This window comes from Mesoplasma chauliocola, from assembly GCF_002290085.1.
Classification (GTDB): domain Bacteria; phylum Bacillota_I; class Bacilli_A; order Mycoplasmatales; family Mycoplasmataceae; genus Mesoplasma; species Mesoplasma chauliocola.
On record NZ_CP023173.1, the window covers coordinates 344,534 to 362,173 of the forward strand.

Below are 17,640 nucleotides of genomic sequence, written 5' to 3' on the forward strand. Positions count from 1 at the left end.
ACAACCGAAAGGTTGTTTTTTTATTTTTTGATATAATTAATATTAGAAAAAGGTGACTTTATGAGTGAAACAAAAAACTTGGATTGGAAGAAAGCAAGGGATTTTGATCTTGAAAGAACAAATATTTGAATTAGTTTTACTTTTGAATTATTATTTGTTGTTTTACCATATGTAGCAATTTGAGTTTTAATAGGAAGTTCATGAAATAATGGTAAATATGTTAATTTCTATAATGATTTACCAATTAAAGAATTAATGTTATGTTTAATTTGTTTTGGGTATATTTTTATCTCTTTATTAGTAAATTGAATAACATATATTTTTCATATCCAAAAAGAAGACAGTTTTACTTTTACAATAGCAATTTCACTTTGTTTAACTGGATTTATCTGTAATAGTATTTGGATTGATTCATTATTAATTGGTGGGTTTACATGATTTTTAAGAATTCTATTTTTAGTTTTATTTGCTTTAGTAGGTATTTTTATTGGAACATTAAGCACTATGTTGATTAGAAATCATAGATTTAAGATTGAAGAAGAAGATCAACTTTTATTAGAGGCTTATAAAAATGGTGAAAATATTCCTTCATTGAAAAAAATAAGAATTGAAAGAGCTGAAAAATATCGCTTAAAAAAACAAGCTCAGATGGAAGAATTAAAACGTTTTAGAGAAGAATTAGATAATAAAATAGCAATTGAATTAGCAAATGCTAAAAATGAAAAAAAAGATTTTGATAAGCGTATTTCTAAATTAGATGAAAAGGAAGGAATTAAGCGTAAAAAGAAAAATAATAAAAAAAATAACAAGTCTACTTAAAGGTTTAATAATATTTAAATTTTGTTAAAATTAATATAATTGAAAAATAAAAGAAAGGGTAATTATGACTAGGAAAAATAAATCTTCAGAGACTAAAGGTATTAGTTTAAAAAACAATAATTTTTTAATTAGATTTTCTTCAAGTATAATTTTAGTTGCGTTATTAATTGTGTTCCTTTCAACAGCAATTTTGAGTGAAGAAATATGAGTTCATTTAAAAGATGAAAATACTGCTGAAATTGTAAGCAAGTCATTGGGGTTTATAATGCTTGTTGTTTCAACAATAATACTATTATTTTGTGTTTATGAATTACTTAATTCATTAAAAATAAAAAATAAAAATTTCTTTATAACTATTGAATTCTTAGCTCTTTGTCTTTTTTTAGCTCCTATATCAAGCAGAGTTAACTTAGATCAATTATTTATTTATAGTTACGAATGAATAAAAACTTCAAAATTATCAGAATGGTACATGCAAATAATTTACATAATTTTATTTATGGGTATTTTATTTACTTCAGGTATTTTAAGCAATATTGAAAAAAATAAATTATTTATGATTTGTGTAACAAGTTTAATTATGATTTTTGGATTAAAAGGATTTACATATATTTCATTGTCAAATGATTATTTAAGACAAGGATATGATGGTATTAAATATGGATATATGACAGCTATTTGAATCTGAGTAATAGTTATCTTAACTGATTCTTTTGCATATATTTTTGGTGTTTCTTTTGGAAAACATAAAATGGCGCCAAAAATAAGTCCAAATAAAAGCTGAGAAGGTGCAATTGGTGGATTAGCAAGTGCTATAGCATTTGCAATAACTGCAGCATTATTATTGTTTTATTTAGTACCTAGTCATTCAATTTTGAAAGTTTATATGTTCAATATTTCAGAAAACTTAGGTAATGGTGTTGTTATAGTGATGTATATACTAATTGCAGCATTGCTTTCATTTATCGGCCAATTAGGAGATCTTTACTTTTCCTTTATTAAAAGAAAAAATAACATAAAAGATTTTTCAAATTTAATCCCAGGTCATGGGGGAGTATTAGATAGATTAGATTCATTTATGTTTGTATTTTTATTCATGTATTTGTTTACTTTAATTAACTAAGGAGTTTTATGGGAAGTGTAATGATGGTTATTTTATCAATTATTATTTCAATTATTGTTGTATTAGTGCTTGTTACACTTCATGAACTTGGCCATTTCATTGTTGCAAAAATTTCAAAGGCTTATGTCTTTGAATTTGCTATAGGTTTTGGGCCAAAGCTATTTGTTTTTAAAACAAAAGAAACTTGATATTCAATTAGATTGATTCCTCTTGGTGGTTATGTATCAATAGCCAGTGACTTTGTTGAACCACCAAAAGGTAGAGAAGAAGAATTTGAAAAAATACCTGATGAAAGAAAAATTGATTATGCAATTAAATGGAAAAAGACTTTATTTATTTTATTTGGTCCATTAGTTAATTTATTTATTGCTTACATATTAATATTTTCAGTCTTATTTGGAGTTGGGTATAAACCAAGTGATCCAAATTTTTATGGTCAAAACTTTTCAACAAATTCTATAGCTTATAAAATGATTGCTAAAAATGAAAATATTGAACCTGAAAAAGGTAATAAATATGTTGCAAATCACTTACAGGTTGCTATTACAGGTTGAACTATTCAAATTGGTGAAGAAAATAAAAAAAACTTTTCAACAAAAAATAAATCAGATGTAGCTCCAACTTATAAAGAGATATCATTAATGTTTAATGAAGGAAAAGCATGAATGGTAAAAGAAGTTGGAGATAATAATGATTTATATGATAATATTCATTTTGGTTTTGACTATGCTAAATTAGAAAATGATTATTCAGGAGCTTTAACAGGCACAACTAAAAAAGTAGAACCTCAAAAAATAACTGACGAAAATTTAATTAATGAATGAAAAAATACAAAGCAAATATCAGGTATAGCAATAGCACCACCTGATAGACATTTTAAAAACGGAATAGATAAGTTTGGTTATACATTTGTTGAAACTTGAAACCAGACTGTTTCTCTAATAACTGGATTAGGCAAATTTTTCACTGGTGATTTTAGCGCTATTTCAGGCCCTGTTGGAATTGCAAAAGCTTCAAGTGGAACTGGAGCTTCACCTACAACTTCGATTGCAGCAAGTCAATTATTTTATATATCATCAATATCAGCCAATTTATTTATGCTGAATATGCTCCCATTCCCACCATTGGATGGGTACAAATTCTGAGAGACACTTGTGGAATGAGTAACTAAAAAAGAAGTTAGTCAGAAAACAAAAACAATAATTTATGCAACTGGTGCAGTTTTGTTAATCGGATTTATTTTAGTAGTTACTATAAAAGATTTTATTATTTAAAGAAGGAGATTTATGTTGGATCAAAATATTTTGAGTTTATTTCAAAATTTAAATATTAAATTAAATGAAGGGGAACTTTCATTTTTTGAAGATGCGACAATTGAGAAGAAAACTTTAAGTTCAACAAAATCAAAATTTAAATTATATTTAAAAATTAAGAATTTTTTACCAACAAGAATATTGCATGAAATTCATCATAAATGTGTAAATGCTTCGGGAATTAAAATAAAATTAATTTTAAATGTTCAACAACAAAGAATTGATAAAGAAATTCTTTGTGAATATATAGAATTTATTAAAAATAATAAAGCTCAAAATAAAACAGTTATTTGAAACTTTATACATTCAGAAGATTTTGAATTTGATACTGATGAAAATTTAATTAAGTTTGTTGTTGATTCAAAAGAACTTAAAAATCAATTAGTAAAAGAATTAGAATATTGCTTAGCAAAATTAAATCAATTTGGTTTTAAAGAATTAAACTATATAATAGATGTTGAAGATAAAACTGAAGAATATATAAAACAATCATTAATTATTGAACAACAAACCAAAGAACAATATAAACAATTTGCACCTGAGCAAAATGATAAAAGTCAAGGAATGTTTATTTCAAAGCAAAATTCACAGAAATGAAATACTTCATTAGATAAACCAAGTTATGCTTCATTTGAAGATATAGAAGAAGATGCACAAAACATAGTATTGCATGGAAAAGTATTAAGTATTGAAATAAGAGATTCTAAAGCTAATAATCGTAAAATATACTCAATTGGATTAACAGATAATAACTCATCAATTAAATGCATATACTTTGGTAGAGAAGATGAAAGAACTATTATGGATCCATTAACTGAAGAAGAATTATCTTCAGATAGAGTTATTGAAATTAAAGAAAAAAGAGTTGCTAAGGGTGATTGAATAGCAGTTAAAGGTAAGACGTCTTATTCACAATATGACAAAGAGCAAAATTTTATCATTGATAAAATTGCTAAAATTTCACGTTCTGAATCAATGGTAAAAGATGAAGCAGAACAAAAACGTGTTGAATTACATGTTCATACAAAAATGAGTGCTATGGATGGAGTTTCTACAATTCAAGACTATTTACATACTGCTGATAAATGAAATTGAAGAGCAATAGCTATTACAGATCATATTAATGTACAAGCTTTCCCAGATGCTTATAATGAACTTAAAAAAATTAATAAAAATAAAGCAGATGATGAAAAGCTAAAACTAATTTATGGTTTAGAAATGAATATGATTCAGAAAGAAGATTACTGAATTGTTAAAAACCCTAAAGGCCAAAAAATTAGAGATTCTAAAATGGTAGTTTTTGACTTGGAAACAACTGGATTATCACCGGAAATGAATGAAATAATTGAATTTGGAGCAGTTGTGTTTGATCCAATTACAGGTAAAACAACAAAACATGATTATTTATTTAAACCAAAGCAACCATTAAAGCAATTTACGATGGATTTAACTAACATTAATGAAGAAATGTTAGTTGACAAAAAAAATATAGAAGAAGATTTTGATAAAATCTACGAATTAATTAAAGATAGTATTCTAATCGCTCATAATGCAAATTTTGACTTTAATTTTTTAAATAATTTGTCTAAAAAACTGGGTTATGGAGAATTACAAAATACAGTAATTGATACATTGACTCTTTCAAGATTAGTAAGACCAGCTTTAAAATCTCATAGACTTGGGGCTGTATGTAAGAAATTCGGAATTTTATATGATGAACATGTCGCTCACCGTGGTGATTATGACGCAGACGTATTAAATGATTTATTCTTTAAGATTATTGCAGAGTTAAAAATGAGTACTCCTATTGTGTTTGATCATGACTTAATGAAGTTAATACCAGAAAATGATAAAGAAAATACAAACTTGTTAAGATCACGTGGACTTCATGTAAATGTTTTAGCTAAAAATCAACAGGGTTTAAAAGATATATTTAAATTAGTTTCTATTTCACATACTGAAAACTTTTTTAACTCTCCTAAAATATTTAAAGAAAAGTTAAAAGAGTTTAAAGAAAAAAATAACATTTTAATTGGTGCTGGATGTGTTAATTCAGAGGTTTTTGAAATTGCTAGATTAAATACAAACAATAAGCTAGAAGAAATAATTCAATTATATGATTATGTTGAAATTCAACCTTTAAGTGTTTATAAGAATTTAATTACAGATAATCAAATGGAAGAACACGAATTAATTGAAGTAATCCAAAAAATTATTAAAACAGCAAAAAAATATAATGTTATGTTAGTTGCTACAAGTGATGCACACTACACAAGACCTGAATTGAAAAAAATTAGAGATGTATACATTAATGCTAAAGGATTAGGTGGAAGTAGACACCCATTATTTAGTTTTAAAAATAAAAATAAATCAGTTGATTATCCTGATCAGTTCATGCGAACAACAAATGAAATGATTAAAGAGATGAACTGGTTAAACGATGCTAATTTAGTGCAAGAAATGGTTATTACAAATACAAATAAAATTGCTGACATGATTGAAAATGATATTGTTGTAATTAAAGATGGTTTGTTTACACCTAATATTGATAATGTAGATACTTTATTAAAAAACAAATGTTATGAAACAGCTCATGATATGTATGGAGAAGTATTGCCTGAAATTGTTGAAGCTAGATTAGAAAAAGAATTAAATTCAATTATCAAACATGGTTTTGCTGTTGTTTATTGAATTTCACATTTATTGGTTGAAAAATCTAACAAAGATGGTTATTTGGTAGGTTCAAGGGGAAGTGTTGGTTCAAGCTTTGTTGCAACTGCATCAAAAATCACTGAGGTTAACCCTTTAAAAGCACATTATAGATGTGCAAAATGTAAATATTCAGATTTTGAAACACCAGTTGAAATTAAATGTGGATATGATTTACCACAAAAAGATTGCCCAAAATGTAATTCACCATTAATTGGTGATGGACATGATATTCCATTTGAAACATTCTTAGGATTTGATGGAGATAAAGTTCCAGATATTGATTTAAACTTTTCTGGAGAATATCAACCAATTGCACATAACTTTACAAAAGAAATGTTTGGTGAAGGCAACGTATTCAGAGCTGGAACAATATCAACTGTGGCTGAAAAAACTGCCTTTGGTTATGTAAAAGCATTTTATGAAGAAACAGGTATTTTAGAAGAAGAAATGCCAAGAAAAATTGAAATTGAAAGACAAGCAAAATTGGTTGAAGGGGTAAAAAGAACAACAGGCCAACACCCTGGGGGAATTATAATCTTACCAAAAGAGTTTGAAATAGAAGATTTCAGTCCAGTTAACTATCCAGCTGATGATGCTTCTAGTTCATGAAAAACTACACACTTTGATTTCCACTCAATTCATGATAATTTATTGAAAATGGATATTCTAGGACACGTTGATCCAACTGCTTTAAGAATGCTTGGAGATTTAACAGGAGTTGATCCAATTAATATTCCAACAAATGATCCTAAAGTATATTCTTTATTTAGTAATCTATCTGCTTTAAATATTAAACCAGAACAAATTAATGGAGAAACAACAGGAGCTATTGGATTACCTGAATTTGGGACAGGATTTGTTAGAGGAATGTTAAAAGAAACTAAACCTAAATCATTTGCTGACTTAGTACAAATTTCTGGTTTATCTCATGGAACTGATGTTTGATTAGGTAATGCTAGAGATTTAATTAAAAACGATATAGCAAACATTTCAACTGTTATAGGATGTCGTGATGATATTATGGTTTATTTAATGGGCCAAGGAATTGATGCAACAACTTCATTTAAAATTATGGAATCTGTACGTAAAGGACAGGGAGTAAGAAAAGAATGAAAAGAAATTATGTTAGCACATAATGTACCTGAATGATATATTGAATCTTGTTTAAAAATTAAATATATGTTCCCTAAAGCGCATGCTACTGCTTATGTTTTAATGGCATACAGAATTGCTTGATATAAAATATATTATCCTGCTGAATATTATGCGACTTTCTTAACTAACCGAGCTGATGCATTTGATCTAAGAACTTTCTTAGGCGGTTATAATGGAGTTAAAGAAAAGCTAACAGAATTAGAAACTAGAAGAAATAAAAAAGATAAAATGACTACTAAAGAGCTAGCATTAATGCCTGTTTTAGAAATTGGATTAGAAATGTTTAGTCGTGGAATTAAAATGGCTAATTTAAACTTTGAAAAATCACTAGCTTCTAAATATATTATTGAAAAAGATCCAACAACTGGAGAAGCTACACTATATCCTCCATTCTTAGTAATTGATTCACTTGGAGATGCTGTGGCTGATTCAATTATTAAAGCAAGAAGTGAACGACCATTAACAAGTGTTAAAGATTTAACTAGTCGTACTACAATAACTCAAACACAATTGAAGATATTTGAAGAGTTAAATATCTTAGATACATTAGCACAAGATGAACAATTAGAATTTGACTTTTTTAATTAAAAGATAGACTGAGAGAACAATATGAAAAATTTAGCAGAATTAATGACACAAAGAAGAAGTGCTCGTGATTTTGACATTAATTATGAAATACCTGAAGCTGATTTTAATGATATTATCCAAGCAATGAGAATGTCACCATCTTCATATGGTATTTTAGGACAAAGATTATTAGTTATTAATCGTGGAGAAATGCGTGAGAAATTAGCACCATTCTTTTACAATCAATTAAATTATCTTAACGCATCAAAATTTATTATTGTATTGGGTGTAAATCATAAAGGATTGCAAGAAGTTACAAATCATTCATTAGATTTAAGATTTAAAGGAAACCCAGAAGGAAGAAGTACTTATGGGGCTAATATTAATAAAAACTTATTTGGTGGCAATTTAAGTGATCAACAATTAGATAACTATTCAAGTCAACAAACTTATATTACAACTGGAATAGCTACAGCGGTGGCTGCAAGTTTAGATGTTGATACTTGTATGATTGGTGGTTTTAATACAAAAGGATTAGCTGAGTTTTTGATTCAAGAAGGTTTAATGCATGATTATGAAACTCCATTTATTACAATGGCCTTTGGTAAAAGTACAAAGATAAGTGGAAATAAACTTAGATCTGAATTAAAAGATTTTGTAAAGGAAATTTAAGAATCGAAAGATTCTTTTTTTAAAGTTATATATGATAAAACTATAATAAGATTTTTAGAAATGGAGTAATTATGAATTTAAAAGAAAAGTTAAATAATTTTATATTAGAAGAACCTAAAAATACGCCTAAATACTTAATATCAAAATCTCTTTTAAATTATTTGAAAGACAAAACAAAGCCTACAATAAGTCAAATAGCAGAAGATTCATTTTTAAATAAATCATCAATAACCACTTTTTCAAAAAAAATGGGATACGATGGATTTAAAAATTTAATTGAAACTTTATGATTTGAAGAAGAAAAATATTTTAATTTTAAAAATATAAATAATTCTATTCATAATGGTAAACAAACTTATATTAGTCTAATAGAGCAAATATATGAACAAAAAAATGAGATTGATAAAGTATCAGAGTTATTGAACTCTTTTAAAGAAATATTATTTTTTTCTAGTTATCAAACCAGAACAATCGTTGATGTTTTTCATCAAGAATTAGTTTGAGCAGGGTATAATTCAAAATTTCTTCCCTCTGAAAATAATGGAAAAATAGTTACTGAAGCTAATGAAAAAAGTGTTTGTATTTTTATTGTTTCTGGATTAGATAATAAAAGTTTAGAACTTTCTTATAATAAATTAAAAGAAAAAAACATACCTATAGTTCTTATATCAACTAAAAGCCAAATGAAAAAATTTTTTGATCCATTTGTTTACATTCATATACCATCTTCTGAATCAGAAATAAGAGAATGAACAAAAATAATTTCTTTAAATACAATTTTTTCATTAATTGAATCAAAAAACTCAGAAATTAATGTTAATCTAAAAAATAAATTTTCAGAATCATATTTATGGTAACTAGTTGCTTTTTTAACAACTAGTTGCTTTTTATATTTTAAGCATTTTTTATTAATAAAATAAAAAATATTATATTAGAGAAAGGAAGAGTAAAATATGAAGAAAGAATTTTTATGAGGTGGCTCTATTTCTGCAAGCCAAGCTGAGGGTGCTTTTGATTTATATGAAAAAGGTATATCAACTGAAGATTTAAGATTTTATAATGAAAAAATTGATAGAAAAAATGTTTCAAAAGATTTATATATGACACCAGAAAAATTAAAAGAAATAATTGATAATCAAGACGATTATTTTTTTCCTAAAAGAAGAGGTATAGATTTTTTTAATAAATATGAAGAAGATATAAAACTATTTAAGGAATTGGGAATAAATGTTCTAAGAACTTCTATAGCTTGAACAAGGCTTTTTCCAAATGGTGATGAAAATGAAGCAAATATTGATGCGATAAATCATTATAAAAAAATATTTGAAGTTTTCAAAAAAAACAAAATAAAATTAATTTTGTCTATATCGCATTTAGAAATGCCTATAAATTTAATCACTAAATATGGTGGATGAAAAAATAAAAAGTTAATTAATTTTTATTTTAATTTTGCAAAAACAGTAATTGATAATTTTAATGTTTACACTGATCAATGAATACCATTTAATGAGTTAAATCATTCAACCTTTTTTACATTAGGTTTGTTTGAAAATGAAGAAAATTATTTAGAAAAAACTTATCAAGCATTTCATAATCAATTTGTAGCGGCATGTAAAGCTATTGAATATGGTAAAAAACAAAATCGAAATAATTTATTTGGAACAATGATAGGTTATATGTATAGTTATCCAAAAACGTCTGATCCTAGAAATGTTTATAAATGTATGAATGATAATTGAATAAAAAATGATTTTTTCTTAGATATCATGATTAAAGGAGAATATCCTTGGTATTCAAAAAAATATTTTTTAGATAACAAAATCGATATAAAAGCAACTAAAAAAGAATTAGCATTAATAAAAAATAATGTTCATGATTTTATTTCGTTCAGTTATTATTCAACAGGAACAACTTCACATCAAAATGCTGAAGAAACCTCTGGAAACTTGTTTAGCGTAGGAAAAAATGAATATCTTGATGTAAATGAATGAGGATGACAAATCGATCCAATGGGATTAAGAATAGTTTTAAATAATTTATATGAAAAATATAAAAAACCTTTGATGATAACTGAAAATGGAATAGGTCTAATTGATGAAGTTGATAATCAAGGAAATATAATCGATGATGCAAGAATAAACTATATTTCTGAACATATATTAGCAATGAAAGAAGCAATTAATGATGGAGTAGAAGTTATAGGATATTTAATGTGGAGCCCTATCGATGTTGTTTCTTATTCATCTCAGGAAATGTCGAAAAGATACGGATTTATCTATGTTGACGCTAATGACTTGGGACAAGGGACTTATGACAGAATAAAAAAGAAATCTTTTTACTGGTTTAAAGATTTTTTAGAAAAAGAAAGGATGAATAATTAATGAATAAAATAGTCATTTATTCTCCAGTAAATGGAGAAATTTCAAAAATTGAAGAAATAAGTGATGATCTTTTTTCAAATAAAGTTTTAGGTGACGGTTTTTTTATAAAACCTGATAAAAAAATAAAAGATGTTGTTTTAAAATCACTATTTGATAAAAGTGAAGTTGAGCTTATACTTGATTCAAATCATGCTATATATTTTAAGCTTGAAAATGATATTTCATGTTTAATGCATATAGGATTAGACTCTGGATTTTATAAAAAAGATACATTTCAATCATTTGTCAAAAAAGGCGATATGTTATCTAATAAAGATAACTTAATAAAATATAGCTCTGATTTTTTTAAAAAAAATAAATTAAAAGATGATATTCCAATAGTTTTTGAAACTGAAAGATTTAAAAATTTTGAATTAACTATAACAAAAACTGGAAAAGTTAAGGAAGGTGAAGAAATAGCGTTTATAGTTGAAAGAAATGTCAAAAATCAACATATTTCAAAACCTGAAAATAAAAAAAACTTTAATAAATGAAAAGAAACTGCAGTTCAGCTAATTGATATTGTTGGAGAATCGAATTTCGAGAAAGTTTGAAATTGTATGACAAGAACAAGATTTTATGTAATTGATAAAGAAAAAGTTAATGAATCAAAAATTCAAAACGTGCCAAATGTAAAGGGTTATGTTTGAAGTGGAAATGAATTACAAGTAGTTATTGGTGGTAATTCTGTAAAAGTTAAAGAAGAAATTGAAAAATTATGAGGAAGAAATAATTTTGAAATAAAATCAATCGAGGAAGATAAAAAAAGTAAAAGTTTTGGTTCAAAAATAATGAGTGCTATAAATGGAATTATTGTTCCTTTAATGCCTTTACTTATATCTGTAGGTTTAATAGCAGGACTAAGTTCAGTATTAACAAACTTTGGAGTTATTCAAGGTGGACCACCTGAAGGCGGTTATATTACTGATATGGATATTATTTCTGGTATTTTCTATATGTTATCTAATACAGGACTAGCATTACTTTCTATTTTCTTTTGTTATTCAACAGTAAGATATTTAAATGGTGATCCCGCAATGGCTATACTTGTTGGCTTAACAATAGCAAGCAGATATTTTGTTAATATGATTGATGGTTCTTTAGGGTCAGGAGAATGAGTACTATTTAAAATAGGAGATTTCCCTATATCTGTAAAAGCTTATAACAATAACTTACTTCCGGCCGTTGGTGCAGGGTTTATGTTTTACTTTACAGACAAATGAATTAAAACTTGAATGCCTGGTGTAGTAGACATAATATTTAGACCTTTTATTTCATATATAATAACAATTTTTGCCACATTCTTTGTGTTAGGGCCTATTTTAGGAATCGTTGAAGTTGGTATTTCAGAATTAGCAATATTATTTTATGAAGTACCTTTTGGAATAGGCGGTTTATTATTCGGAATAGTTTGACAACCTATTGTATTCCTAGGCATGGGCTGACCTGTATATCTAGCAATGGACGCTAATTATTTCACAGGTAATGGTCCTTTAATAGGTTTACCTATTATGGATGGAATAGCATTAGCAATGATTGGTGTTATTTTAGTTATAATGATTAAAGCTAAAAAAAGAAATGACAAAATTAATGCAGCTGGAACTTTAATGCCTCTAATTTTTGGCATAACAGAACCAGCTATGTATGGTGTAACTGCTCCTAAGGTTAAACCATTTTGAATAACTTGCATTGGTGGTGGAATTGTAGGAATGCTTATGTCTTTATTCCATGTTCAAAGAGAAAGCATGGGTGGTGGTGGAGTCCTTGGTATACTTGGGCATCAACATTGAGAGGACCTTGTTTTATATTTAGCAATATCAATGTTAGGATTAATAATTAATTTTGTTTGCATGTGAGTTTTATATGATGAAAAAGATAAAGATTATAAATCTGTTCAAAAAGCAAATAGAAAACTTTATTTATATTTAAAATCAAGAAAAACAAATATTAATAAAAAAGATTTAGAAATATTTAAAAATTTAGAAGAAGTTCAAAAAAATCAAGAGTTAGAAAAAAAGATATTTAAAAATTGAAGTTTAACCCAAAAACTAAATTATAAAATCGAAGCTTTAAATGATAAAACAAAGAAAGATATAAAAAGCGAAGAAAATATCAAACTTTTTGAACAAAAGATATTAATTTTAAAATCAGAATTAGTTGATTTGACTTCTAACTATGAAAAAATATGTCAAAAAATATATGATGAAACTGAAAAAGAATTAGTTAAATTTTCTAATATTTTAAAAGATGATCTTAATGAATTTAAAAAAATATATTTTAATTCAATTAACAATACATTAATTTATATTGAAATCAAAAATAAAGAATCAGTTAATTTAAACAAAAATAAAATATTTAATACAGATAATAAATTTAAACTTTTATTATCATATTAATTTTATTTGCTATAATAAAAATAACAATAGGTTAACAGCAAGACTTAACGGTCTTGCTTTCTTATTGATTTGAAAGGAGATTTTAAGTGAAAAATTTTACATCTATTAAAGATGAAATTCAAAAAATTGCTTCATCAATTTTAAGGGAATACAACTTACAGGTATATGAAATAAATAATTTCTTTGATTTTGAAAGTGATGTTTTGCAAATTTTGGTTGAAGACATGACTGAACCAAATAAAGCTTTGGACTTTGATTCAATTATTTCAAGCAATGAAAAATTGTCTGATGCATTAGAAGACTTTCCAGGGTTAAGTGAACCTTATATGTTAGAAGTCGCTAGTGCTGGTATTGAAAAGCCAATTAGAAGCAAAGAAGAAATGCTTAAAGCGATTAATAGTTATGTTCATGTTGAACTAAATCAAGAAAAAAGCACAAATATTGAATTAGAAGGTATTTTATTAGATTTTGATGTAGATAAAGATACATTTAGAATCACCTACTTTTTAAAAGGTCAAAAGAAAAAAGTTGACTTTAAATATGAACAAGTAAAGTTTGCAAGATATGCAGTTAAATTTTAAGGAGAAAACATGGTAAACGGAGCACAAATATTAGAAGCATTAGCTTCATTAGAAAGTGAAAAAAGTATTAGCAAAGAAGTTGCTATTGAAGGAATTAAAGAAGGATTCCAAAAAGCTTATGAAAGATTTTTTGATACAGAAGCTGTAGTTAAAACTGAAATTAATGAGCAAACAGGATCAATTAACTTATTCCAAGAATTAATGGTAGTAGCAACTGATGAAGAAATTGAAGATGATTGATTAGAAATTGTTTTACAAGATGCTTTAAAAATCAATAAAGAAGCTAAAGTTGGAGATAAAGTATATAAACCAATTGATTTTGATGAAGAGTTTTCAAGAGTAGCAGTTGGACAAGTGCGTCAAATATTCCAACAAAAAATTAGAGCAACTGAAAGAGCAATGATTTATGAAAAATTTATTCCTTTAGAAGGAGAAATCGTAAGAGGTAAAATCGTTGGAATGAACGATCAAGGTACTTCATACATTTTGGACATCGAAGGAGTTCATACTTCATTATGAAACCAAAAAACAATCAACAGAGAAGAATTTGTTGTTAATGAATTAGTTGATGTTTTATTAGAAGAAGTTGCAAGAGAAAATAAATATTCTCAATTAGTAGTTTCAAGAGTAGCACCAAAATTCTTATCTAAATTAGTAGAAAAAGAAGTTGCTGAAGTTGCTCAAGGAATTGTTGAAGTAATGTCAGTTTCAAGAGAACCGGGTAAGCGTGCAAAAATTGCTGTTTTATCACATGATGAAGATGTAGAACCAATTGGAGCTATTGTTGGAGTTAAAGGATCAAGAATCAATAACATTTCAAATGAATTAAGAGGAGAAAAAATTGACGTTGTTAAATGAAGTGATGATATTCATGAATTCATTATCAATGCAATGGCACCTGTTAAAGTTATTTCAGTAAATGAAGTTGAAGGTGAATTTGATATTGTAGTACCTAACCAACAATTATCATTAGCTATTGGTAAAGGCGGAATGGCTGCTAAATTAGTAGCTAACCTATTAAAACGTCGTATTAACATTTATAGCTTAGAAAATGCTATTTTAGATAACATGGATGTTCTATGAAATGGAAATATTACAGAAGCTGAGGTAAATGATCCAGACTTTATTAGCGCAGTAAACAACCGTAAAATTAAATCTCAAACAGTTAAACCAGAACACCATAAAAACTCATTCAGAAATGCGCAAGCAAATAATGAAGAAGAATTAATGAGTTTCCAAGCTGAGGTTGAAGAAGAATATAACCAAGTTGAAGAACTAATCGAAGAAACTAATGCAGTTGCTGTTGAAGAAAATAAAGATTTAGAATCAATTCAATCAGAATTAGAATCATTTAATGAAATTTTAGAAGAAGACTTTGATGAAGATTTTGAAGAAGACGAATATGAAGACTTATATGACCAAAACTAATTTAAGAAAAGATGTAGTTAGTAAAGAAATGTTAGATAAATCAGAATTAATTAGAGTTGTTTTGAATAAAAACAATGAAATTTTTATTGATTTAACTTATAAAGCAGATGGACGTGGAGTTTATGTCAAAAAAGATTTAAACTCAGTTAAAATCGCAAAACAAAAAAACCTTTTTAGCAGAGGATTAAAAACAAAAATAGATTCATCAATTTATGATGAATTAGAAAAGTTGTTTAATGGACAAAACTAAACTATTAAATGCAATAGGTCTAGCTTATAACTCTGCTAAATTAATTAAAGGTGAAAAATTATTAGATTCAATTAAACTTAACAAAGTAAAATTTGTTATTCTATCAACAGATATGGGAGCTAGTCAAAAAAAGAAATTCAGCGATAAATGTAAATTTTATAATGTTGAGTTTATTGATAATGTAATCACTGTTGATGAACTATCACAAGCGTGTGGATCTACCACAATTGTAGCGATTGGTGTTAATGATAGGAATATTATTAAATTAATTAAAAACAATTTATAGAAGAAAGGGGATTTTTACATGGCTAAAAACAAAAATACAAATAAAAAACCACAACAAGTTAATAAAAAAGAAATGTCTAAACAACATGCTAAACAAATTAAACAACAATTAAATGAAACAGTTGCAACTGGAATCATTGATGGGGTATTTGTTTATACTGAAGCACTAAGCATTGCTGATTTTGCTAGTCAAATTGGTAAAAGTGTAGCAGAAATTTTAAAACATTTCTTTACACAAGGATTAATGCTAAATCAAAATGTTGTTTTAACAGAAGAGCAAATGGCTGAACTTGCTTTTGAATTTGGTTTTGACTTTAGAAAAGAAGAAACATTAACTAAGGAAAACTTTTTTGAAGCACTTGATGCATCAGAAGAAGACAAACCAGAAGATTTACAACATAGAGCTCCAATTGTTACAATTATGGGGCACGTTGATCATGGTAAAACAACTTTATTAGACTCCATCAAAAACACAAATGTTGTTGATGGAGAAGCTGGAGGAATTACTCAAGCAATTGGAGCTTACCAAGTTAAAAACAAAGATGGTAAAAAAATAACATTTATTGACACTCCAGGTCACGAGGCATTTTCAGAAATGCGTAGTCGTGGAGCTAATGTAACTGATATTGTTATTTTGATAGTTGCAGCTGATGATGGGGTTATGCCTCAAACTGAAGAAGCAATTGATCATGCTAAGTTAGCAAATGTACCAATTATTGTATTTATTAACAAATGTGATAAACCAGGAGCAGATCCTGAACGTGTAAAAGCTGAATTAATGAAATATGAAATTGTTGCTGAAGAATATGGTGGAGATATTCCATTTGTTCAAGGTAGTGCTAAACAAAAACTTGGTTTAGACCAATTAGAAGAAACTATTTTATTAATTGCTGAAATGCATGATTACAAAGCAAACCCTAATAAATTAGCTAAAGGTGTAGTTTTAGAAGCACACTTGGATAAAGCAAAAGGACCAGTAGCTTCTATTCTTGTAAAAGAAGGAAGTCTTGATATTAGAGATATGATTATTGCTGGAACTACATATGGAAATATTAAACACATGGAAGATGAACATAATAAAAAAGTTTTAAAAGCAGGTCCAAGTAAACCAGTAGTTATTTATGGTTTAAATGAAGTACCTAGTGCTGGAGATAAATTCATTGTTATGAATGATGAAAAAATGGCTAGAACAATTGCTCAAGCACAAGCTGAAAAGAAATTAGCAGCTGAACGTCAATCTAACCAAATCTTTAGTTTAGATTCAATCAAAAAACATATTGATGATGGTGAATTAAAAGCAATTAACTTGATTGTTAAAGCAGATACTCAAGGATCTGTTGAAGCATTAAAAGGTAGTTTAACTAAAATTGATATTTCTGGAGTTAAACTAAATATTATTCGTTCAAGTGTTGGAACTATTACTTTAAGTGATGTTACTTTAGCTTCAACTGTAACTGATGGAATTGTATTAATTTATGGATTTAATGTAAGACCTGATGCAGTTGTACGTAAAAAAGCTGAAGAAGAAGGAATTGAAATTCGTTTACATAACATTATTTATAAAGTTATAGAAGAATTAGAAGATGCTGCTAAGGGAATGTTAGACCCAGAATATAAAGAAGTAGTTACTGGATCAGCTGAAATTAGAGCAACATTTAAACATTCAGACATCGGAACAATTGGAGGTTTTCATATTGTTGATGGAAGCATTGAACGTAAATCAAAAATACGTGTAATTAGAAATGGTATTGTTATTTATACTGGAGAATTAGCAACTTTAAAGCACTTAAAAGATGATATTAAAGAAGCTAAAATTAATTCAGAAGGTGGATTAACAATTAAAAACTTTAATGATATCAAAGAAGGCGATGTTGTTGAAGGATATAAGGAAGAAGAAGTTAAGAAATAAAAGGGTTAAC

At 26.9% G+C, this 17,640-nt stretch carries 13 protein-coding genes; all 13 read left to right on the top strand.

Annotated features, from left to right (window positions below; all coding sequences use genetic code 4):
- Positions 1-60: 60 nt before the first annotated feature.
- Positions 61-819 carry a DxFTY motif-containing membrane protein gene (locus CK556_RS01555; protein WP_027875325.1) on the top strand — a complete coding sequence of 253 codons (759 nt, stop codon included), beginning with the start codon at positions 61-63 and terminating at the stop codon, positions 817-819.
- Between the two features lie 64 nt (positions 820-883).
- A complete protein-coding gene (locus tag CK556_RS01560) occupies positions 884-1,942 on the top strand; it encodes a phosphatidate cytidylyltransferase (RefSeq protein ID WP_027875326.1) in 1,059 nt (352 codons plus the stop codon).
- An 8-nt stretch (positions 1,943-1,950) separates the two neighbouring features.
- The gene (gene rseP / locus CK556_RS01565) at positions 1,951-3,216 is read left to right on the top strand and encodes an RIP metalloprotease RseP (protein WP_027875327.1); all 1,266 of its coding nucleotides are present in this window, start codon (positions 1,951-1,953) and stop codon (positions 3,214-3,216) included.
- Positions 3,217-3,231: 15 nt separating this feature from the next.
- Positions 3,232-7,710: a PolC-type DNA polymerase III gene (locus CK556_RS01570; protein WP_027875328.1), complete on the top strand. Its 4,479-nt coding sequence runs from the start codon at positions 3,232-3,234 to the stop codon at positions 7,708-7,710.
- 21 nt (positions 7,711-7,731) lie between these two features.
- Positions 7,732-8,361: an NAD(P)H-dependent oxidoreductase gene (locus CK556_RS01575; protein ID WP_051412736.1), complete on the top strand. Its 630-nt coding sequence runs from the start codon at positions 7,732-7,734 to the stop codon at positions 8,359-8,361.
- Between the two features lie 71 nt (positions 8,362-8,432).
- Entirely contained in the window at positions 8,433-9,218 is a 786-nt protein-coding gene (locus tag CK556_RS01580; protein WP_027875329.1) for a MurR/RpiR family transcriptional regulator, read from the top strand.
- 96 nt (positions 9,219-9,314) lie between these two features.
- Positions 9,315-10,742, top strand: coding sequence for a glycoside hydrolase family 1 protein (locus CK556_RS01585; protein ID WP_027875330.1), 1,428 nt, complete (start codon positions 9,315-9,317; stop codon positions 10,740-10,742).
- Positions 10,742-13,177: a PTS glucose transporter subunit IIA gene (locus tag CK556_RS01590; protein WP_027875331.1), complete on the top strand. Its 2,436-nt coding sequence runs from the start codon at positions 10,742-10,744 to the stop codon at positions 13,175-13,177. Before CK556_RS01585 ends, CK556_RS01590 begins: the two co-directional genes overlap by 1 nt.
- 86 nt (positions 13,178-13,263) lie before the next feature.
- The gene (gene rimP, locus CK556_RS01595; protein WP_027875332.1) at positions 13,264-13,758 is read left to right on the top strand and encodes a ribosome maturation factor RimP; all 495 of its coding nucleotides are present in this window, start codon (positions 13,264-13,266) and stop codon (positions 13,756-13,758) included.
- A 9-nt stretch (positions 13,759-13,767) separates the two neighbouring features.
- On the top strand, positions 13,768-15,186 hold the full coding sequence (gene nusA, locus CK556_RS01600) for a transcription termination factor NusA (RefSeq protein ID WP_027875333.1): 1,419 nt from the start codon (positions 13,768-13,770) through the stop codon (positions 15,184-15,186).
- Positions 15,173-15,436 carry an RNase P modulator RnpM gene (gene rnpM / locus CK556_RS01605; RefSeq protein WP_036246544.1) on the top strand — a complete coding sequence of 88 codons (264 nt, stop codon included), beginning with the start codon at positions 15,173-15,175 and terminating at the stop codon, positions 15,434-15,436. Before nusA ends, rnpM begins: the two co-directional genes overlap by 14 nt.
- Positions 15,423-15,722, top strand: a complete 300-nt coding sequence (locus tag CK556_RS01610; RefSeq protein WP_036246503.1) for a L7Ae/L30e/S12e/Gadd45 family ribosomal protein — start codon at positions 15,423-15,425, stop codon at positions 15,720-15,722. Before rnpM ends, CK556_RS01610 begins: the two co-directional genes overlap by 14 nt.
- A gap of 18 nt (positions 15,723-15,740) precedes the next feature.
- Complete coding sequence (infB, locus tag CK556_RS01615) at positions 15,741-17,630, top strand: translation initiation factor IF-2 (RefSeq protein WP_027875336.1); 1,890 nt, start codon at positions 15,741-15,743, stop codon at positions 17,628-17,630.
- The last annotated feature ends 10 nt before the right edge of the window (positions 17,631-17,640 follow it).